The organism is Streptomyces sp. NPDC059443, assembly GCF_042750105.1.
Taxonomy (GTDB): Bacteria; Actinomycetota; Actinomycetes; order Streptomycetales; family Streptomycetaceae; genus Streptomyces.
Map to the genome: position 1 here is coordinate 55,293 of NZ_JBHYVM010000001.1, position 18,073 is coordinate 73,365.

Genomic DNA, 18,073 nt, shown 5'->3' on the forward strand with positions numbered 1-18,073 from the left:
GCGAGGGGTCAGCGCTTCTCGATGACGACGGACTGGATGATCACGTCCTCGACGGGCCGCTCGGTGCGCGGGTTGGTCGCGCCGGCGGCGATCGCGTCCACGACCTTCTGGCTGGCCTTGTCGGTGACCTCGCCGAAGATGGTGTGCTTGCGCGTCAACCAGGCGGTGGGGGCGACGGTGATGAAGAACTGCGAGCCGTTGGTCCCCGGGCCGGCGTTGGCCATGGCGAGCAGGTAGGGCTTGGTGAAGGCCAGGTCGGGGTGGAACTCGTCGGCGAACTGGTAGCCGGGGCCGCCGGTGCCGTTTCCGAGCGGGTCGCCGCCCTGGATCATGAAGCCGCTGATGATCCGGTGGAAGACGGTGCCGTCGTAGAGCGGGTCCGTGGTCTTCTGCCCGTCCGTGGGACGCGTCCATTCGCGGGCGCCCGTGGCGAGCTCCACGAAGTTGCGCACGGTCTTCGGCGCGAAATTCTCCAGCAGCTCGATCTCGATGTCGCCGTGGTTGGTCTTCAGGGTGGCGTAGAGCTTCTCGGCCACGGATCTGCCTTCCATAGTCATCACTGTCGGTTCCAGATCCTCGCACGGAGGGCCACGCCGGGCAGAAATCGTCCACCCATATGCCCTGTCACGCATGCCGGTCGGCGATATGGGAGGCATGATCCGACAAAGGGTGGAAAGGTGAACTGTGTCCGCCACCGAGTAGGAGGATCCCGTGACCCGCAAGGAAAGCGTGCGCCTGGCAGCGACAAGTGCCAGGGAGACGGTGCGGCACGCAGCGGAAGTGGTGGCGCCGTACGCGGAAACCGCCAAGCACACCGCGGTGCATTACGCCCACGAAGCTAATGAACGGCTCGCGCCGAAGGTTTCGTATGCGGCGGGCGAGGCCGCCAAACAGGCCCGTACGACGTACGACAGCCACATTCACCCCCGGATCCGGTCGGCGCGCGCCCACGTGCCGCCGAATGTGGACCGGGCGGCGGTCAATGCCGTGAAGCAGACCCGTCTGGCGGCCCGGCAGGCGGCGGATTACACGCAGCCGCGCCTGGAGAGCGCCCTGGCGGCGGCCCAGCCGGTGGCCGAGGAGGCCGCGTCGCGGTCCACGGCGGCCCTGGCGGCGCTGCGCGGCCAGGTGTCGGCGAAGGAGGTGCACAAGCTCGTACGCCGCCACGAGCGGCGGGCGCGCTGCGGCCGGCTGTTCAAGGGCGTCGCGGTGTTCGGCGTACTGGCGGGCGGCGCCTTCGCCGCGTGGAAGTGGTGGGACCAGCAGTCGAACCCGGACTGGCTCGTCGAACCGCCTGCGGCCACCGAGCTGTCGGCGCGGGACGGGGAGTCCCAGGCGAGTTTCGACGACGTACTGGCGGCCAAGGAGGGCGAGGCCGACGCCCTCGACGCCCAGGACGCCGACGACGCCGAGACCGAGGCGGAGGCGGTCGAGGCCCGCATCGACGCGCAGGACGCGAAGCGCAAGCACCGCTGACGCACGCACCGCTGACGCACGAAGGAGGGCCCGGATCCTTTTCAGGATCCGGGCCCTCCTTCGCGCTCCGCCCCCGCTAGTGGGGGAGGTCGAGGACCATACCCGGGTGGATCATGTCGGGGTTGGACCCGATGACGCCCTTGTTCATGGCGTAGAGCTCGCGCCAGCGGCCCTCGTTGCCCAGCTCGCGACGGGCGATCGCCGAGAGCGAGTCACCGGAGCGGACCGTGTACGTGCGCATCGGCTTGGGCGGCATGGGCGCCGCCGGCACCGCCTTGTGCGCGGCCGAGGACGGGGTGGGCGTGTGCGACAGGTGCGGCGCGGCGGGCGGCGCCGCGGGCGGCGCCGGCGCGGGCTTCGGCGCCGCGGCCGCCATGCGCTCGGCGGCCGCCTTCGTGGCCGCCGCCGAGTCGGTGTACCTGATGCCCGCGTCGCCGGGCATCGCGGACGGCGCCGCCGGAGCGTTCGCGGCCTGCTGCTGCACCTGCTCCGCGGCCTTCTCGGCCTCGTGTTCCTTCTTCTTGTCGGACCTCAGGAAGTCGAAGAGTCCCATTGTGTGTACGCCTCCGGCATGGTGTTGCCCCCCTGGGCAGAGTGCCTTTCCCCACTCTCTGCCAGAAGGCGCCCGACGGCCCTGTGACTGGGCCATCCGGGGGACACCGCGGCTACTGCCGGGCGCGCCGCGCCGGGCGCGGGCTCTCCGACGGGGTCTCCAGATCGCCCTGGGCCAGCAGCTTCAGTCCGCGCAGCAGAGCCGTGCGGTCCGCGTCCGCGAGGGAGGCGATGGCATCGGCGTGCACCCGGTCGACGATGCGGCTGCTCTGCTCGGCGACGGCCGCGCCCTTCTCGGTGACGAAGATGACGCGGGCCCGGCGGTCCTTGACGGACGGCCGCCGCTCCGCCAGCCCGGCCTGCTCCAGGGCGTCCACGGTGACGACCATCGTCGTCTTGTCCATGTCGCCGATCTCGGCGAGCTGGATCTGGGTCCGCTCCTCCTCCAGCGCGTGCACGAGGACGCAGTGCATGCGTGCGGTGAGCCCGATCTCGGCGAGGGCGGCAGCCATCCGAGTGCGCAGGACATGGCTGGTGTGGTCCAGGAGGAAGGAGAGGTCCGGCTCGGTCTGGGTGGGTGCCATGGCAGTCATGTCATCCACTCTAACAATTCGATCCGAAGAAAATAGTCTGCAACGAAACTATCTGCTACGGTCACACCAGTCGCCCTCGCCGCTCACCGACTGGAGAGACAGATGCCTGCCGCTTCCGCTTCCGCTCCGACTTCCGCTCCCGTGGTTCCCTCCGCGCCGCCCATCGGCCCGGCCGCCCCGACCGCCTCGCCCACCCCGGCCGCCCGGCGCGGGCTGCGGTCCCGTTGGACCGCCCTCGCGGTGCTCTCCACCGGCGTGCTGATGACGGTCCTCGACGGCAGCATCGTCACCGTCGCGATGCCCGCCATCCAGAAGGACCTGGGCTTCACCCCCGCCGGACTCAGCTGGGTCGTCAACGCCTACCTGATCGCCTTCGGCAGCCTGCTGCTCCTCGCGGGCCGGCTCGGCGACCTGATCGGCCGCAAACGGATGTTCCTCGCCGGAACCGGCGTCTTCACCGGAGCCTCGCTGCTCGCCGGATTCGCCGGCTCCCCCGAGGTGCTGATCGCCGCCCGCTTCCTCCAGGGGCTCGGCAGCGCGATGGCCGCGGCCGTCAGCCTCGGCATCCTGATCACCCTGTTCACCGAGCCCCGCGAGCGCGCCAAGGCCATCGCCGTCTTCTCCTTCACCGGCGCGGCCGGGGCCTCCCTGGGCCAGGTGCTCGGCGGAGTGCTGACCGACGCCCTCGACTGGCACTGGATCTTCTTCATCAACCTGCCCATCGGGCTCGCCGCCCTGGCGCTGGCCCTGCCGGCCCTCCCCAAGGACGGCGTCCAGTCCGGGCCGGGCCTGCGGGCCGGGGCCGACGTACTCGGCGCGGCCCTGGTCACCGCCGGTCTGATGCTGGGCATCTACACCGTGGTCGAGGTCGAGCAGTACGGCTGGCTCTCCGCGCACACCCTCGGCCTCGGCGCCCTCTCCCTGGCCCTGCTCGCCGGCTTCACGTTCCGCCAGGCCAAGGCCCGGACCCCGCTGGTACCGCTGCGGATCTTCCGCAACCGGACCGTGGTCGGCGCCAACCTGGTCCAGATGCTGATGGTGGCCGCGCTGTTCTCCTTCCAGATCCTGGTCGCCCTCTACCTCCAGAACGTGCTCGGCTACGGAGCCGCCGAGACCGGTCTCGCGATGCTTCCGGCGGCCGTGGTCATCGGCGGGATCTCGCTCGGCGCCTCCGCCCCGCTGAACTCCCGCTTCGGTGAGCGCAACGTGCTCCTGACCGGCCTCGCCCTGCTGGTGGCCGCCCTCGGCCTGCTGACCCGGCTCCCCGTCCAGGCCGACTACGTCACCGACCTGCTGCCCGTGATGCTGCTGGCCGCGGGCTTCGGTCTGGCGCTGCCCGCCCTCACCGCGCTCGGCATGTCCGGGGCCGACGAGCAGGACGCGGGGCTCGCCTCGGGCCTGTTCAACACCACCCAGCAGATCGGCATGGCCCTGGGCGTGGCCGTCCTGTCCACCCTGGCCGCCTCCCGCACCGACTCCCTGCTCGCCACCGGCCACAGCCGCGCCGAGGCCCTCACCTCCGGCTACCACCTGGCCTTCGGGATCGGCGCCGGCCTGCTGGTCACTGCGATCGCGGTGACCACGGTCCTGCTGCGGAGCACGCGGCGCCCCTGACGACCGCGGCTCCGGGCTGATGTTTCACGTGAAACATCGGCGGCGGGAGGCGACAGGACGCGACAGGTCCACGAGGTCGCAGACACGAAATCGGGCCGCCGCTCCGCACCCGCGGAGCGGCGGCCCGACGCCGTATCGGTGGAGCTACTTCACGAAGAGCCCGTTGAGCGTCCCGTAGTCCAGCGGCCCGCCGAGCGAGCCGTACGTGCCCTCGCCCAGCAGCTCCAGCGTGGCGTTGTGGGCCGCCGCGTACGCCGCCTGCGCGACGGCGGTGCCGACGGTGACCCGGCGCACCCCGGCTCCGGCCAGCTCGGCGATGGAGGGACCGCCCGGCCCCGCCATGGCGTTGACCGGCAGCGGCCCCCGGGCGATCTCGCCCAGGGCCTCCAGGTCCAGCAGACCGGGTACGAAGATCCCGTCGGCGCCGGCGGCCGCGTACGCCTCGACCCGGCGGAGCACCTCACCGAGCCGACCGGCCTCCTCGCCGATCCCGAACAGGAACACGTCGGTACGGGCGTTGACCACCAGCTCCGGCAGCCCGGCCCCGGCCGCCGCCGCACGGGCGGCGCGGATCCGCTCGCACTGCTCCTCGACGGTGTGGAGCGGGCCGCCCGCGGCCTTCGAGTCCTCCAGGTTGATGCCGACCCCGCCCACCGCGACGACCCCGCGCACGGTGGCCGCCACGTCCTCGTAGCCACCCTCGATGTCCACGGTGACCGGCAGGTCCACGGCCTCGACGATGCGGGCGGCGGCCGCCAGCATCTCCTCGCTCCTCGCGTGCTGACCGTCCCCGCGCCCGATCCCCCAGGCCACCCCGCCGCTGGTCGTGGCGATCGCCGACGCCCCGGCGGCCTCGATCACCGCCGCACTGCCCGCGTCCCAGGCGTTGGGCAGTACGAGCACCCCTTCGCTCAACGCCCGCAGCCGCAGCGCCTTTTCGGTGGTCTTCGCGTCCACAGTCATCCGCATCTCCTCAGCCTCGCCCATGCCCATGCTCAAGCCCAATGATCGTCATACGGTCAGGACTTGGTCAGGGTGTTGACGTAGTTCGTGCCGCTCGCGTAAAAACCGTCCACGGCCTTCTGCACATCCGCCGGGGAAACGGCCTTGTCGGCCTGGTAGTAGGCCCAGTTGACCCGCATGTCCCAGGTGCGCGCACCCTTCAGGGGAAGGTCGATGAACCAGTTGCTGAAGCGGATGTCCATCGGCTCGCGCGGGAAGTACTTGCTGTCGTTGGTGAAGATCACGCGCCCGTCCAGGTTGTAGGTGACCTTCCCGTCCATGGCGGTGATCACCACGGTGTGCCAGCCCTCGATGCTCTTCTTGTGCGCCTGTGTGACCCGGTCCCCCTTCTTCGCGTCGCGCCAGCTCGTCGTGTCGAGCCGCGGGCCCGGCGCACCCCATCCACCGTTCGGCGTGTACTCGAAGTCGAGTTCGCTGTACTGCGGCGAGGACTCCGCGGGTGAGATCGCGAAGAAGGTCTCGACGACGTGGTCGCCGTTCGGGCCGCTCGTGGGCTTGTCGGTGAGGTAGACCCGGGCGGCAAGGGTTCCCGTGAAGTACTGGGGCTTGGCGCTCTGCAACTCGGCCTGCTTGGTGCCCTCCTTGGTGCCGTCGGTGCTCGACTTGAGCAGCATCGACTGGCCACCCTGGGCGGTCGCCTCGGCCGGGAAACTGACGTTCGCGGGCGCCCAGGTGTCCGCGATGCCCGGGCCGCCCTCGCCGGAGCGGACCTTCCAGCCGTTGTTGACGAGCGCCGGGTCGTCGGGCCCGCTATAGCGGAACGAGTCGAACATGAGCCCGGCCGGCGGCGCGGCCGCTGCCGGTGCGGGCGACTCCTTCCCCGGGGCGGGGGCCGCGCCGGCCGGCTCCTCACCCCAGACGAGCGTGCCACCGACGTACGCGGTCACCTGCTTCGACCACACGAAGTTGGCGGACTTGGCCTTGAAGGAGTGATCGTTCGCCTGGTTCAACTCCTTGTGGTCCAGCCGGTAGAGCTGAAGTGCGATCCCCTGGCTGCTCTTACCGGGCTCCAGGCTGCCGGCCCCGGCCGCGAAGCCGATCTGGAGGTAGTGGCTCGTGGTGGGACCCGGAGCGGCCACGCCGGTGATCTTCGTCGTGACGTTCGCGCAACCGATGTTCGACTGCACGCAATTGGAGCCGTAAGCGGAAGCATCATCCGCGCTGTAGTAGTACCGCAGGGTCACGTCGCTCAAAGCCACGGTCTCTTTGGAATTGTTCACGACCTCCAGCCACGGCTTGGCCACCGCGCCTTTGGACGGGCCTTCGGTCTTGTACCGGACCGCGAGTCCCGTGGGGTCGGGTTCGGCGGAGCGGAATTTCGGGTAGAGCACCACCGCGCCGGCACCCGCAATGAGGACGACAAGGAGAAGCAGCAATTTGAGCACGGTCCCCCCGCGACGGCGAGAGTTGCGGCGGGCACGGCTCACGGAAGCTCCTTGGCGGGACACGAGAACAGGACGGATCGCATCCGCTTCACGTCAGATCTGTGGATGGTCGCATTTCGCGCCATCGTAACCGCCGCGCATTCGAGATCCGCAGGAGTGTCCTAGATCACTTCCGCCCGGTAATCGCGATATTCGAATGCCACGCTTGTCACGTTTACCAGGATGAATCCGCATGCTGTTCACCGGAATGTTCCTCTGAATTCACTAAGCCGAACGAGCAGGGCCAGGACGCCTGGACGGGCCTGCTGTAAATTCTCCGTCGGGGTTCACAAGACGGCATGACCTGCCGATTTTGCGAGTGAGACGTCACTGGGGGAGAAAGCCTTGTCAGGCACCATCGAGCGCCGGCGTGCCCGCCGTGCGCGCGGCGCCGAAACGGCGAGCGTGCCGCGCAGCCGGCACCGCAGAGGCCGCGTATCCCCCGACGGCGTGACTGACGAGACCCTCTACGACACCGTCATTCTCGTGCCCGCGCGGAACGAGGAGCTCGGGGTCCTCACGTCGCTGGAGTCGCTGGCCGCCCAGACCCGGCGCCCCGACCTCATCATCGTGGTGGTCAACAACTCGACCGACCGCACCTTCGACTTCGCGCAGCAGTTCGCCGACGACGAGCGCACACCGCCGACGGTCGTCCTGGACCTCCCCGACAACCCGCACAAGAAGGCGGGCGCTCTCAACTACGGCCTCGGCTGGCTCCGGGAGGCCCTCGGCGGGCGCCTGACCAGCGCGGTACGCCACGTCCTGGTGATGGACGCCGACACCGAGCTGCACCCGAAGTTCATCGAGCGGGCCCGCAACGTCATCGCGTCCGACCCCGAGCTCGGCGGCGTCAGCGCGGCCTGCCTCGGCCGCACCGGCCTGTGGCGCAATCCGTGGCAGCGCTATCTCCTGGGCATGCAGATCATCGAATACGGCCGGGCCGCCAACTCCCGGTACCGGAAGGATGTTCACACCATGTCCGGGGCCGGCTCCTTCTACCGGTCGGAGGCCCTGCAGAGCCTGCTCGACTGGCGGGGCGAGGTCTTCTGGGAGGACCACGCCAATCTGGTCGAGGACTACGAGACCACCCTGGCGCTAAAGGAGTCCGGCTGGAAGGTCACCGCCAACCAGCTCTGCATCGCCTACACCGACCTCATGCCCACGCTGCGGGAACTCATCCAGCAGCGCGAGCGGTGGAGCCGGGGCACCGTGGACACCCTGCGTGCCCGCGGCTGGACGAAATTCACCTGGCACTCCATCTCCACGATGATTCTGGCTCTCCTAGGATCCGCCTACGTTCTGGGATGGGGAACGTCACAACTCTGGATGGCCGCGAAGCACGGGTTCTCCACCCAGCCGGTCTTCCTGGTCCTCGTCGGATTCTGGGTCTTTTATCCCGCGCTCCGGGTACGCAATCTCGGCTGGAAGGCGATGCTCGTCGAAGCCTCGCTGCTTCCGGAGCTGGTGTACACCGTGGTGCGGACCTATTGGCTCGTTTCATCCCTCATCAAGTCTTACCTGACCCGCGTTTCCGCCTGGAAATGACCCAAGGAGCGTAATGAATTCCCTCAAGGGCCTGGGGGTCTGCGTGGTGCTCGCGGGCATCGCCTTCGCGCTGACCCAGGTGGAGGACGTCTCCCTGCTGCTTTTCGGCCTCAGCATCGGGATCATCGTCGTGTCGCTGGTCACTTACGCGGCGTCCGTCCGGCGCCGCCGGAACGACTACCGCGTCGCCGGCGAATAGACCGGGCCGGTCAGCTCTTCGGAAAGAGTTGCGGGTGGCCCGGGGGCGGGGACACGAGGGCGGCCAGCACCGTGCCGTGGCAGTGGACGGTGCCGAGGGCGGCGGGCCGTGCGAGTACGACCGCCGCCGGTCCATGAGCGGGCAGGTCCTGCACCATGAAGGTGGCACGGGCCAGGTACCGGGCGCGGGCGGTGGCCACCCGGCGGGCATCGGCCCACAACTGGTCGGCCGGGCGCGGCACCTCGCCGGCCACCGCGATCGACAGCGCGAGCGGGCCGTACGGGGCGAGCGCGAGGAGCCAGCGGCGAGCGTGGTGCACGGTGGCCACCACCAGCGGACGGCCACCGGGTACGCCGGTCAGCAGGGCGGCGCGGAAGTCGCTCACCGGATCCCAGTGCAGCCCGATCCGCTCCGGACCCACCCCCAGGTGCTCGGCCAGCGCGCGGCGGGTACCGGCGCGGGCCGCGATGAACCAGGACCGCTCCTCGTCCCCCGCGATACGGGAGCCCCGCAGCTTCTCCTCCCGCCCCAGCAGGGCGAGGTCCTCGCGGTATCCCCCCGCCTCCCCGCTGCCGTACCAGACGTGCACCGCACCGGAGGGACAGGGCGTGACCACGCGGTCATCACATCCGGACGGGTGCGGCCAGGCGGACGCCGACCGAGCAGGGTGCGAGGAAGGAGTCGACCGGCTGCGCGGCGATGAGCCGGGCGCCGAGCTCCCGGGCGTGCTCCTCGGTCAGGATCAGCTCCACGTAGTCGCCGCTGTCGCGGATGGAGACGTGGAAGGACACGTTGCCCTCGGCGTCGGTGGACAGGCCCATCGTCCCGTCCACCACTCCGGGGATCATCGACGGCACCGGCCGGGTCTGTACGTACGAAGACATCTTTTCCTCCAGGGAGAGCGGCGGCGCGCACTCAGGCGCGCGCACGGCGGAACGGGAACGGGGCGGTGCTGATCCGGGCGCCGTACAGCCCGACGACGAGACCGAGGACCATCAGCAGAAGCGACAGGGACTTCAGAACGGACAGCTGCTCCCCGAACAGCGCCATCGACCCGCAGATGCCGAAGACCGGAACGAGCAGGGACAGCGGGGCGACCGTGGAGACCGGGTACTCCTTGAGCAGCCAGTTCCACATCCAGTACGCGAACAGGGTGTTCGGGTAGACCTGGAAGAGGATCGAGGCAATGGCCTTCAGGCCCAGCTGGGAAGCCAGGTCGGTGTAGCCGGAGGTGCCGTCGGCCAGCAGTCCGAGGGCGAACAGCGGGATGGGCGAGAAGACGCAGGACCACACCAGGAAGCCCAGGACGTCCTTCGGGGCGGCCTTCTTGAGGATGACGTTGGCCGCGCTCCAGGCCGCCGCGCCGAACAGGACGAGGCCGAGACCGGCCAGGGTGACGCTGCCGTCGGTGATGAACACGATGCAGGCCAGGCCCACCAGGGCGACCGCGGCGCCCGCGAACTGGAATCCGGTCAGCGACTCCCGGAACACCAGGGCGCCGAGGAAGACGGTGAAGAAGGCGCTGGCCTGGAGCACGAGCGAGGCGATGCCCGCGGAGAGCCCCACTCGGACGCCCAGGTTGACCACACCCCACAGGCCCAGGCCGAAGACCAGCCCGTACGCCGCGAGCCAGCGCCACGGTACGTCGGGCCTGCGGATGAACAGGACCGCCGGAAACGCGCAGAGCGTGAAGCGGATGCCCGCCAGGATGAACGGGTCGACCGACTGGAGACCGATCTTGATCACCGAGAAGTTGACGCCCCAGATCGCGGTGATCAGCACGGCGAGGGCGATGTGACGGCATTTCACGGCTCAGCCGACCGGGCTGGCGGAGTGGAACGCCCTGCGGTGCCACAGCAGCGGTTCGGAGCTGCCGTGGACGCGTACCCCGGTCACCTCGCCGATGAGGAGCTGGTGGTCACCGACCGGGAGCAGGTCCGCGGTGCGGCAGTGGAGCACCGCGGACGCGTCGGCCAGGAAGGGCAGGCCGCTGCCGGGCCAGTCCTCGAAGTCGAGGCCGGCGAACCGGTCGGTGTTCCGGGAGGCGAACTGCCCGGCCGCCACGGTGTGCTGGGCGCCGAGGAGGTTGACGATGAAGCCCTCCGCCTCGGTGAGCGCTGCCCGGCAACTGGACTCGTTGGACAGGCCGACCAGGATCAGCGGCGGGTCCAGCGACACCGAGGTCACCGCCGAGGCGGTGAAACCCTTGCGGTCGCCGTAGCCGTCCACGGTGGTGACGACGGTCAGCGGAGCAGCGAGCAGGGACATCGCCTCGCGGAAGGTGTCGCCGTCCACGGGGGTCGATGTGTGCTGGGCCATTACGGTCACGATTTCCTCAGTGTGTCGGTGCGGAGACGGCGTGGACGGGGTCCGGTTCGGGTGTGAGGGCGGATCCGGACGCCTCCACGGATCCGGACGCCTCTACGGATTCGGACGCCTCCTTGGCCGCGACGGCCCGCCGGAAGCTCCGGATGGTCAGCGGCAGCGCGACGGCCCCGAACGCGCCGAGCAGTACCGCGAGCCCGGCCACCAGCCGCTGCGGGCCGATGGCGGCGCCCACGCTGCTGATGAGCAGCCCGCCGATCGGGTAGGAGAGCAGTCCGATGAGGAAGAACGGCCCCATCACCTTGCCCAGGTGCTGCTGCGGGATGACCTTGACCCGCTCCGTCCGGTTGAACACGTTGAAGTAGGCGACGCCGCAGAGCGCGGCCACGAACGCCGGGGCGTACACCGCGAACGACGGGGCGAGCCCGAGGACGAGCAGGCAGGCGCACAGCGTGGTGTAGCCGACCACCCCGAGCAGCCACACGCCGAACCGCTTCAGCAGCCGGGGCGTGATCAGCAGGTTGATCAGTCCGGTGATGCCGACCAGCATGTTCAGGAGCGCGAACGAGGACTCCGGGGCGTGGAACACGTCGGTGACCACGGCCGCGTTGGCGCCGAGCATCGTGGCGAAGACCAGGTTGATGGAGAAGTTCAGGCCGGCCAGCATGACCACCGGCCGGTTCCCGAGCAGCAGTTTCCAACCGAGGGCCAGGTCCCCGAGGTTGCCCCGTACGGTGCCGGCTCCGGCGGTACGGGTACCACGGGGCAGCTTGCGCCAGCAGGCCGCGGCGGCCAGGAACATCAGCGCCGCGATGCTGAGCAGCCAGATCTTGCCGACCACCATGACCGCCACGACCGCCAGCCCCGGCCCGAGCGCCATGGCGAGCAGCTCCATGTTCTGGAACAGGGCCTGGGTGCGCGGCAGGTCCTCCTCGGTCGCGAGCTGCGGCACGGTCTTCTCGATGGACATCCGTACGGGGGCGACCAGCGTGGCCAGCAGCGCACCGTTGACCACCAGGGCCCCGATCGTCCAGGACGGCACGGCCAGGCAGAGCACCACGGTCGAGCCGAGCAGGACGCCCCTCGCGGTGTTGGCGCGGGAGAACAGCCGGGTGCCGCCGTCACGGTCCGCCATCAGTCCGGCGAACGGATAGACCAGCAGGCAGGGCAGCCACTCCAGGGCGTAGGCGAGGCCGAGCATGGACACCTGGCCGGAGTCCTGGAAGATCAGCAGCGGAACGCTGAACAGGATGAGCTGCTCCGCCATCAGGCCGAACAGCACCCCGCCGGCGAACCGGGCCCGTTGCAGCCGTACCCCACTCATCGGGCGGCCACCGCGAACGGCTCGGCCACGGCCTGGTGCCCGGCCGCCTCCAGGTCGCGCACGAGCGGCAGCACGCCGGTGTAGAAGTGGCGCATCTCGTCGCGGGCGGGCCAGCCGGAGAAGATGAACTGGGTCACCCCGGCCGCCTTGTACGCCATGAGCTCGGCGGCGATCTCGGCATAGCTGCCGACCAGGCACAGGGCGGGCCCGCCGCGATGGGCGACCGCACCGGACCACAGGACCGGCGACATCCAGCCGTGCCCCGCCTCCTCGGCGAGCCGGAAGGAGTTCTTGACGGCCGCGGAGTCCGCGTCGGCCACGAACCGGGCCACGAAGGCCTTGTGGTTCTCGTCCGCGTCGCCCATCACCTCCGCGAGGTCGGCGAGCGCCTCCTCACGCGTCGGGCGGGCCAGCACCTGCATGCGCAGGCCGACGCCCACGCCCTTCTCCCGGAAGCGACCGGTGACCTCCGCGATGGCGGCGGGCGTGTCGCCGTACCGGAACCAGCAGTCGCCGTGGGTCAGCGCGGTCTGCTGGGCGACCTCGGAGGCACCGCTGACGTAGATCTCCGGCCGTCCGCCGTCCCAGAAGCCGAGGCCCAGCTGGGCGTCCTTGAGACGGTAGTGGTCGCCCTCGTACGTCAGCGGGGTCTCGCCGCGCCAGAAGCGGTGCAGTACGTCGAGGAACTCGCCCGCCCGCGCGTACCGGTCGTCGTGCGCCAGGAAGTCGCCGTAATAGGCCTGCTCCGCCGGGGATATCCCCGCGACCAGGTTGAGCGCGATGCGCCCCTCGGACATCCAGGAGACCGTGTTGACGAGCTGGGTGAAGAGCGTCGGAGAGAGCAGCCCGGGCCGGTAGGCAAGGATGAAGCGGACCTTCTCCGTCTCCCGTACCAGGGCCCCGAGCACGGGCAGCGGGTCGGGAAGGCTGTAGCTCTGGGCCATGAGCAGTGATTCCACGCCGAGGGCGTCGGCCTCCTGGGCGTACTCCACGGCACCGTCCAGGTCGAGCACGTCGGCCCGGTACTTCTCGGCCTTCTTCTTCTGCCCGCTGTCCAGGGACGAACCCCAGTGGATCCTGAGCTCGGTCATGCCGGTACTCCGTTCTGCTGCCCGAGGGCCTTGACACTGCTGCTGGTGGTGGTGCGGATGCGCAGGGACCGGAAGAGCTCCGCCATCCACTGCCGCGTCCGCTCGGGCGAGGCGGTGACCGCGATGCCGGCCAGTGCCGTCTCGTGGGCGCCGTAGGTGACGTGGCCGGGCAGCGGGGTGCCGGGCGCGAGCTCGTTCCAGGCGAGGGTCTCGGGAGCGGTACGGAAGGAATCGGCGCCGTCGAAGCCCTCGAACGCCTCGCCGGCCAGGTGGTGGCCGGGGTGGACGAACCAGCCGTACCAGGGGCGGTCCGCGGCGGGCGGGCCGGATTCCAGACCCGTGGCCTGCTCGCCGAGCAGGATCCGCAGCTCCACGGAGGGCAGGTGGATGCCGGTGGCCAGTTCGAAGACGGCGACGACATCGGCTCCGCCGACCCGGTTGCCGACCTCCAGGAACACCAGCTCGCCCTCGTGGACGATGGCCTCCAGGTGGAAGCTGCCGTCCTCGATGCGGACCGCGGCCAGTACGTCGGACACCCAGTCGTGCACCTCGGCGGGGCAGTCGATCTGGAACGAGCCCATCGGCAGACCCTGTGCGTAGGCCAGGCAGGTACCCAGGTACTCGCTGGCGCTCAGCGCGAGCACCTTGCCGTCCTCGACGAGTCCGTCGTAGTGGCGGACCGGTCCCTCCAGGAACTCCTCGACCTCGAAGGCGGCGATGGCCTCGTCGCGGTCCGCCGCGTCGAGCTCGGCGACGGCGCTGCGCCGTCCGGCGACCGCCTCGTGGGCTTCGGCGGCGCTTGCGAACACCGTGACGTCGACGCTGGAGGCGCCCCGGTGCGGCTTGAGCACCGTCGCCCCCGTCCAGGGTGCGGCGCCGCCGCCCTCCACGAAGGAGGCGAGCGGCAGGAAGCGGGGTGCGCGCAGGCCCGCGTCGACGACGGCCTGCTTCATGAGGACCTTGTCGCGGGAGAGGGTGACCTGTTCGACCGGGGCGCCGGGCACCCCGTACCGCTCGCGGAGCCGGGCCGCGTCGAGGAGTTCGTACTCGGAGAGCGAGATGATCCGGTCGAAGGTGCGTCCGGCGCCGTCCAGCCACGCGGCCGCCTCGTCGAACGTCGCGCTCTCGCCCGGCCGTTCGGCTCGTTCGCAGTTCAGGTCCGCGGGCAGCGTGTCGAGTGCGGCCCTGGTGCCGAGGTAGGTGACCCGGTGTCGGTCGTGATCGATGCCCCGGGCGTATTCGATCTTGGCATAGGGGATGCGGTGCAGGATCAGGATGTCCATCAGCATGCTTCCAGTTCGGTGGCGGGATCGCGGAGGAAGGTCCGGTCCTGGCGGCTCGCGTCCAGGGCGGCCGGCCAGGCCTCGCGCAGGATCCGCACCACGTCCCGTACGTCGACCCGGTCGGTGTGCAGGGTCAGGCAGCCCTGGGCGGCGAAGTCCGCGTTGTCGCGCGGAACGGCGTGCAGGACGCGCCGCTCGGTGACCAGCCAGTTGAAGTCACGGGCCTTCAGCTCGCCCGCGCGCAGTCCCAGCGCCCCGGCGGTGGCGGCCAGCGCGTCCTCGAACGGGGTGGCGCCGGGCCTCAGGTCGTCCGGGGTGAACAGCTGGTCACAGGTGACGCCCAGCATCACCGTGGCGGCCGAGCACGACGGTTCGGGCAGGGCGCTCGGGGCGTCCTCGCCGAACGCCGAGTCCACCCAGGCGTGGTAGAGGTCGATCCCGTAGACCCAGCGCGCCAGCGACCAGATCTTCATCCCGGCCGGGCGCCGGTTGGGTTCGACGACCGCCGCGTACCGGTCGTCGTCGCTCAGCTTGATCTCGTTGTGGAACGGTCCGTCGCACTGGCCGACCAGCACATTGGCCTGGCGGCCGGCCCGCTCCACGGAGGCCCGGCCCGCCTCGGTGAGCCGGGCCGGCAGCACCTGGGCGAATTCGACCGGGTAGCGGCCGGCGGCGCTCAGCTTCTCCGTGACGAACCACAGGTGGCCCAGGCCGTCGTAGGAGTACTCGCGCTCGTAGGGGATGATCTGCTCGCAGATCACTCCGTCGGCCAGGTACGGCAGCACTTCCTCGAAGGCCGCGCCCAGGTCGTCGCCGGACCGGACGAGGACCACCCCGCGGTTGTTCCCCTCCTTGGTGGGCTTGACCACGAAGCCGTCCGGGTGGCGCAGGGCGAACTCGCGCAGGTCGTCCATGGACGTGATGCGGGCGAACCCGGGCACCAGGACGCGCTGCGCGGCCAACTGCTGCCGTATCTCGTCCTCGGCCCGCCGGTACGCCAGCTTGCAGAACGCGCCCTCGGCCAGCTCCGGCGAGTCCACCGTCAGGCCGAGGCGCCGCAGCAGCTCGGCGCCGCTGCGCACCGCGTTGTCCGAGAAGACGATCCCCGCGGCGAACTCGCCGCGGCGGGGGCCGAGCAGCTTCTCGCCGGCCTCGACGAAGTCGGGGTGGAGCGGGTCGAGGTCGATCACCTCGTCGCAGATCAGGCGGTCCGCGTCGGTGGGGCGGGCGCGGACCAGCGTGACCAGGACACCGTGCGCCTGGTACGCGTAGTCCCGCATGCGGCGGACGTCTTCGATGCGGCTGAGGTTGTAGTCGACCATCAAGAACCGCGCGGGGCCCTTCGGCATCGTGCTCTCCTGCCTGCCGGCGGTGTGCCGGACGTTCACGTCTCGTAGTGGACTTCGATGGCGTTCTGGGACGCCCGCATGAGCTCGGGGAGCACGCGCTCCCGGTCGTCGAGGGCGATGCTCCACAACAGCTGGCCGAGGAAGACCTCGCGCACGTCGGATTCGATCCGGTCACCCGCGTTGAGGAGGATCTGCGTGACGACGGGTTGTGCGGGCAGGTCGGTGCCGAGGCCGATCCGGGCGATCCGGCCCCGCTCGGCGAAGAACACGCGGAAGAAGGTCGCGCGGGTGGCGGGCGGGACGCCGTCCGGGGCGTACGAGATCTCCGCGAGCCGGCCGGTGTAACGGTCGAGGGCGGCCGGGTCGGGATCGCCGGCGGCCAGCAGCAGGTCGATCCACAGGCCGAGCAGGTCGTCCGTGCCGTTGAGCGCCTTCACGCTGTGCGAGATCAGGCTGCCGCCGACCCGCGGGTTGGCCTCGATCAGCTCCCACCGTCCCTCGTGGTGGCGGGCCTCGATGTGGAAGCAGCCCCAGCGCAGACCGAGGTGGGCGAGGAGATCGAGCACCCAGGCGAGGCCCCCGGCCAGTTCCGCCGCGCCGATCGACTCGGGCGGGCTGACGCAGGCGTTCTCCAGGACCGCTCCGGCGGTCTCGGTGACCTCGCACTTCTCGTGCACCGCGACCACGCGCGCGGTTCCGTCGGCGGCGAGCACCTCGAAACTGAACTCGCGGCCCGGCAGGTAGTCCTCGACGAGGAACGGTACGTCCGCCCCGAACGCCGAGGCGTAGACCGGGTCCTGGCGTGCTTCCTCGGCGATCCGCTCGATGTCCGCCCAGGTGGTGTCGGCGGTGAGCGGGAAGGTACCGAACGACGCGATGCCGCTGACCGGCTTCACGAAGTGGCGTCGGCCGCCGGCCTGGTGGGCGGCGAGCGACTCGGGGGTGAGCGCGGCGGCCCGGGCGCGGCTGAGTCCGGCGTCCGCGAGGCCGTTGCGCAGGGCCAGTTTGTCGCGCAGGGCGAGGACCTGGCTCTCCGCCAAGTCGGGCAGTTCCAGGAGGGAGTTGGCGTGCGCCATCAGATGGCGGTAGCCCTCCCAGACGGTGATGCAGCCGCGGACGCGCTCACCGCGGCGGCGCAGCTCGGCGAGGTGCTCCTCGACATCGGCGCGGGTCAGCACGTGGTGGTCGGTCGACCTCACGTCGTACGCCTTCGCGGCCAAGTCGTCGAGGCGCTGCGGCAGATGCTCGGGCAGCGGCAGCGATGTCAGTACGAACGCTTTGATCCGCCGGGCGCCGAGCGTGCCGATCAGGTCTTCCAGGAAGGAGAACCCGACATGGCTGAGCAGGAGGACACCCCCTTCGTCGGCGGTTTCGTCCTCAGCGGCGGTGGGGTGGCTCACCTGGCCGTCCTTTCGGGATGGGTGGTGGACCCGTGGGGACACGGCGAGCGGCAGGGGACTCCGCCCGCCGTGTCCCGGTGGGGCCGACGTCAGACGGCTACGGGCTCCGCGGCCTGCTCCGCGCCGAGGATCGTGTCCTCGTAGAGCTCCTTGTAGTACAGGGCCAGGATCGACTGGTGCTCCTGCAGGTAGGTGCGCAGCGAGGCGATGTCCTCGTCGCTGCGGATCAGGAAGCGCAGCGCGGCCCAGACCTCGCCCGGGTGGTCGTCGTTGATGTCGGTGTGCGAGTGGCTGATCTGGCCGCCCAGGTTGCCCTCGCCGACGGACTCCTTGAGCGCGACGAGCTTGCGCGGCTCCAGCTTCACGTTCACGTACTCCACCAGGTAGGAGTAGGCGACGACGCCGAGCGGGCCCTCGTGGTCGAGCAGGTAGGAGAAGTAGCCGGTGAGCAGCTTCGTCGACAGGTACGGCTCGGTGGCGAGGAACTCCTCGCGGGAGACGCCCACCTTGGCGAGGTCGTCGATGAAGAGCTCGTCGTGGAGCATCTCCTCCTGCTCGTAGTTGGCCCAGATCTGCGCCGCCTCGGGGCTGCGCTTGGCGATCTCGGACAGCGCCTTCGACTCGGCGACGCGCAGCAGGCGGATGCGCCACGCCGTCTCGATCAGGTGGCGCTTGTAGTACGCCGAGTCGACGTTCTTGCCTTCGAGGTGGGCGGCGTGCGGTACGGTCGCGTACCAGTCCTGGACCTGCTGGTCGATCTGCAGGTCGATGTCGGCGCGCAGCTGCGCGGAGCCCGCGGCGTTCAGGAACGGGATGCGGTTCTCGTAACCTACGTTGACAACACGGTTCGTCATGGGGATGGCTGTTCCTTCTGT

The 18,073-nt window shown here is 70.2% G+C and carries 19 protein-coding genes; 4 read left to right on the plus strand and 15 right to left on the minus strand.

The window, feature by feature from the left end; all coding sequences use genetic code 11:
* Positions 1-8 precede the first annotated feature (8 nt).
* Positions 9-536 (minus strand): peptidylprolyl isomerase, encoded by a 528-nt coding sequence (locus ACFXDJ_RS00230; protein ID WP_384663076.1) that lies wholly within the window; start codon positions 534-536, stop codon positions 9-11.
* A gap of 175 nt (positions 537-711) precedes the next feature.
* Between ACFXDJ_RS00230 and ACFXDJ_RS00235 the strand changes: the two genes are divergently transcribed.
* Positions 712-1,476, plus strand: coding sequence for a DUF5324 family protein (locus ACFXDJ_RS00235; protein ID WP_384847388.1), 765 nt, complete (start codon positions 712-714; stop codon positions 1,474-1,476).
* Between the two features lie 76 nt (positions 1,477-1,552).
* On the opposite strand, the gene ACFXDJ_RS00240 is transcribed toward ACFXDJ_RS00235, so the two are convergent.
* Positions 1,553-2,029, minus strand: a complete 477-nt coding sequence (locus ACFXDJ_RS00240) for a LysM peptidoglycan-binding domain-containing protein (protein WP_384664017.1) — start codon at positions 2,027-2,029, stop codon at positions 1,553-1,555.
* Between the two features lie 112 nt (positions 2,030-2,141).
* Complete coding sequence (locus ACFXDJ_RS00245) at positions 2,142-2,621, minus strand: MarR family winged helix-turn-helix transcriptional regulator (RefSeq protein WP_384664016.1); 480 nt, start codon at positions 2,619-2,621, stop codon at positions 2,142-2,144.
* Between the two features lie 102 nt (positions 2,622-2,723).
* Here ACFXDJ_RS00245 and ACFXDJ_RS00250 point away from each other — a divergent pair, with 102 nt between their 5' ends.
* A complete protein-coding gene (locus ACFXDJ_RS00250) occupies positions 2,724-4,235 on the plus strand; it encodes an MFS transporter (protein WP_384847392.1) in 1,512 nt (503 codons plus the stop codon).
* 144 nt (positions 4,236-4,379) lie between these two features.
* On the opposite strand, the gene ACFXDJ_RS00255 is transcribed toward ACFXDJ_RS00250, so the two are convergent.
* On the minus strand, positions 4,380-5,198 hold the full coding sequence (locus ACFXDJ_RS00255; protein WP_384649516.1) for an isocitrate lyase/phosphoenolpyruvate mutase family protein: 819 nt from the start codon (positions 5,196-5,198) through the stop codon (positions 4,380-4,382).
* Positions 5,199-5,254: 56 nt separating this feature from the next.
* Complete coding sequence (locus ACFXDJ_RS00260) at positions 5,255-6,643, minus strand: cellulose binding domain-containing protein (protein ID WP_384649522.1); 1,389 nt, start codon at positions 6,641-6,643, stop codon at positions 5,255-5,257.
* A gap of 489 nt (positions 6,644-7,132) precedes the next feature.
* Between ACFXDJ_RS00260 and ACFXDJ_RS00265 the strand changes: the two genes are divergently transcribed.
* Together ACFXDJ_RS00265 and ACFXDJ_RS00270 are read left to right on the plus strand one after the other, a co-directional pair.
* Positions 7,133-8,227, plus strand: a complete 1,095-nt coding sequence (locus tag ACFXDJ_RS00265; protein ID WP_384649514.1) for a glycosyltransferase family 2 protein — start codon at positions 7,133-7,135, stop codon at positions 8,225-8,227.
* 13 nt (positions 8,228-8,240) lie between these two features.
* On the plus strand, positions 8,241-8,426 hold the full coding sequence (locus ACFXDJ_RS00270) for a hypothetical protein (RefSeq protein ID WP_384649512.1): 186 nt from the start codon (positions 8,241-8,243) through the stop codon (positions 8,424-8,426).
* A gap of 10 nt (positions 8,427-8,436) precedes the next feature.
* Here ACFXDJ_RS00270 and ACFXDJ_RS00275 read toward each other — a convergent pair whose 3' ends face one another.
* The 10 genes from ACFXDJ_RS00275 to ACFXDJ_RS00320 form a co-directional block, all read right to left on the minus strand.
* Positions 8,437-9,042, minus strand: a complete 606-nt coding sequence (locus ACFXDJ_RS00275; protein ID WP_384649510.1) for a hypothetical protein — start codon at positions 9,040-9,042, stop codon at positions 8,437-8,439.
* A gap of 7 nt (positions 9,043-9,049) precedes the next feature.
* Positions 9,050-9,310, minus strand: coding sequence for a hypothetical protein (locus ACFXDJ_RS00280; RefSeq protein WP_384649508.1), 261 nt, complete (start codon positions 9,308-9,310; stop codon positions 9,050-9,052).
* 31 nt (positions 9,311-9,341) lie between these two features.
* Positions 9,342-10,235, minus strand: coding sequence for an EamA family transporter (locus tag ACFXDJ_RS00285; RefSeq protein ID WP_384847395.1), 894 nt, complete (start codon positions 10,233-10,235; stop codon positions 9,342-9,344).
* Between the two features lie 3 nt (positions 10,236-10,238).
* Positions 10,239-10,745, minus strand: a complete 507-nt coding sequence (locus ACFXDJ_RS00290; protein ID WP_384649504.1) for a flavin reductase family protein — start codon at positions 10,743-10,745, stop codon at positions 10,239-10,241.
* A gap of 16 nt (positions 10,746-10,761) precedes the next feature.
* Positions 10,762-12,075, minus strand: a complete 1,314-nt coding sequence (locus ACFXDJ_RS00295; protein ID WP_384649502.1) for an MFS transporter — start codon at positions 12,073-12,075, stop codon at positions 10,762-10,764.
* Positions 12,072-13,166 (minus strand): LLM class flavin-dependent oxidoreductase, encoded by a 1,095-nt coding sequence (locus ACFXDJ_RS00300; RefSeq protein WP_384649499.1) that lies wholly within the window; start codon positions 13,164-13,166, stop codon positions 12,072-12,074. The genes ACFXDJ_RS00295 and ACFXDJ_RS00300 overlap by 4 nt, the downstream gene beginning before the upstream one ends.
* Positions 13,163-14,455: an acetyl-CoA carboxylase biotin carboxylase subunit family protein gene (locus tag ACFXDJ_RS00305; RefSeq protein WP_384649497.1), complete on the minus strand. Its 1,293-nt coding sequence runs from the start codon at positions 14,453-14,455 to the stop codon at positions 13,163-13,165. Before ACFXDJ_RS00305 ends, ACFXDJ_RS00300 begins: the two co-directional genes overlap by 4 nt.
* A complete protein-coding gene (locus ACFXDJ_RS00310; protein ID WP_384649495.1) occupies positions 14,449-15,837 on the minus strand; it encodes an acetyl-CoA carboxylase biotin carboxylase subunit family protein in 1,389 nt (462 codons plus the stop codon). The genes ACFXDJ_RS00305 and ACFXDJ_RS00310 overlap by 7 nt, the downstream gene beginning before the upstream one ends.
* Positions 15,834-17,198 carry an acetyl-CoA carboxylase biotin carboxylase subunit family protein gene (locus tag ACFXDJ_RS00315; protein ID WP_384649493.1) on the minus strand — a complete coding sequence of 455 codons (1,365 nt, stop codon included), beginning with the start codon at positions 17,196-17,198 and terminating at the stop codon, positions 15,834-15,836. The genes ACFXDJ_RS00310 and ACFXDJ_RS00315 overlap by 4 nt, the downstream gene beginning before the upstream one ends.
* A gap of 89 nt (positions 17,199-17,287) precedes the next feature.
* Positions 17,288-18,052 (minus strand): hypothetical protein, encoded by a 765-nt coding sequence (locus tag ACFXDJ_RS00320; RefSeq protein WP_384649491.1) that lies wholly within the window; start codon positions 18,050-18,052, stop codon positions 17,288-17,290.
* Positions 18,053-18,073 lie beyond the last annotated feature (21 nt).

What these genes read in the sequence shown, in the direction of transcription:
- ACFXDJ_RS00240 (WP_384664017.1), bottom strand. Translation starts at nt 2,029, where the DNA reads ATGGGACTCTTCGACTTCCTGAGGTCCGACAAGAAGAAGGAACACGAG.
- ACFXDJ_RS00245 (WP_384664016.1), bottom strand. Translation starts at nt 2,621, where the DNA reads ATGACTGCCATGGCACCCACCCAGACCGAGCCGGACCTCTCCTTCCTC.
- ACFXDJ_RS00250 (WP_384847392.1), top strand. Translation starts at nt 2,724, where the DNA reads ATGCCTGCCGCTTCCGCTTCCGCTCCGACTTCCGCTCCCGTGGTTCCC.
- ACFXDJ_RS00255 (WP_384649516.1), bottom strand. Translation starts at nt 5,198, where the DNA reads ATGACTGTGGACGCGAAGACCACCGAAAAGGCGCTGCGGCTGCGGGCG.
- ACFXDJ_RS00270 (WP_384649512.1), top strand. Translation starts at nt 8,241, where the DNA reads ATGAATTCCCTCAAGGGCCTGGGGGTCTGCGTGGTGCTCGCGGGCATC.
- ACFXDJ_RS00280 (WP_384649508.1), bottom strand. Translation starts at nt 9,310, where the DNA reads ATGTCTTCGTACGTACAGACCCGGCCGGTGCCGTCGATGATCCCCGGA.
- ACFXDJ_RS00290 (WP_384649504.1), bottom strand. Translation starts at nt 10,745, where the DNA reads ATGGCCCAGCACACATCGACCCCCGTGGACGGCGACACCTTCCGCGAG.
- ACFXDJ_RS00295 (WP_384649502.1), bottom strand. Translation starts at nt 12,075, where the DNA reads ATGAGTGGGGTACGGCTGCAACGGGCCCGGTTCGCCGGCGGGGTGCTG.
- ACFXDJ_RS00300 (WP_384649499.1), bottom strand. Translation starts at nt 13,166, where the DNA reads ATGACCGAGCTCAGGATCCACTGGGGTTCGTCCCTGGACAGCGGGCAG.
- ACFXDJ_RS00305 (WP_384649497.1), bottom strand. Translation starts at nt 14,455, where the DNA reads ATGCTGATGGACATCCTGATCCTGCACCGCATCCCCTATGCCAAGATC.
- ACFXDJ_RS00320 (WP_384649491.1), bottom strand. Translation starts at nt 18,052, where the DNA reads ATGACGAACCGTGTTGTCAACGTAGGTTACGAGAACCGCATCCCGTTC.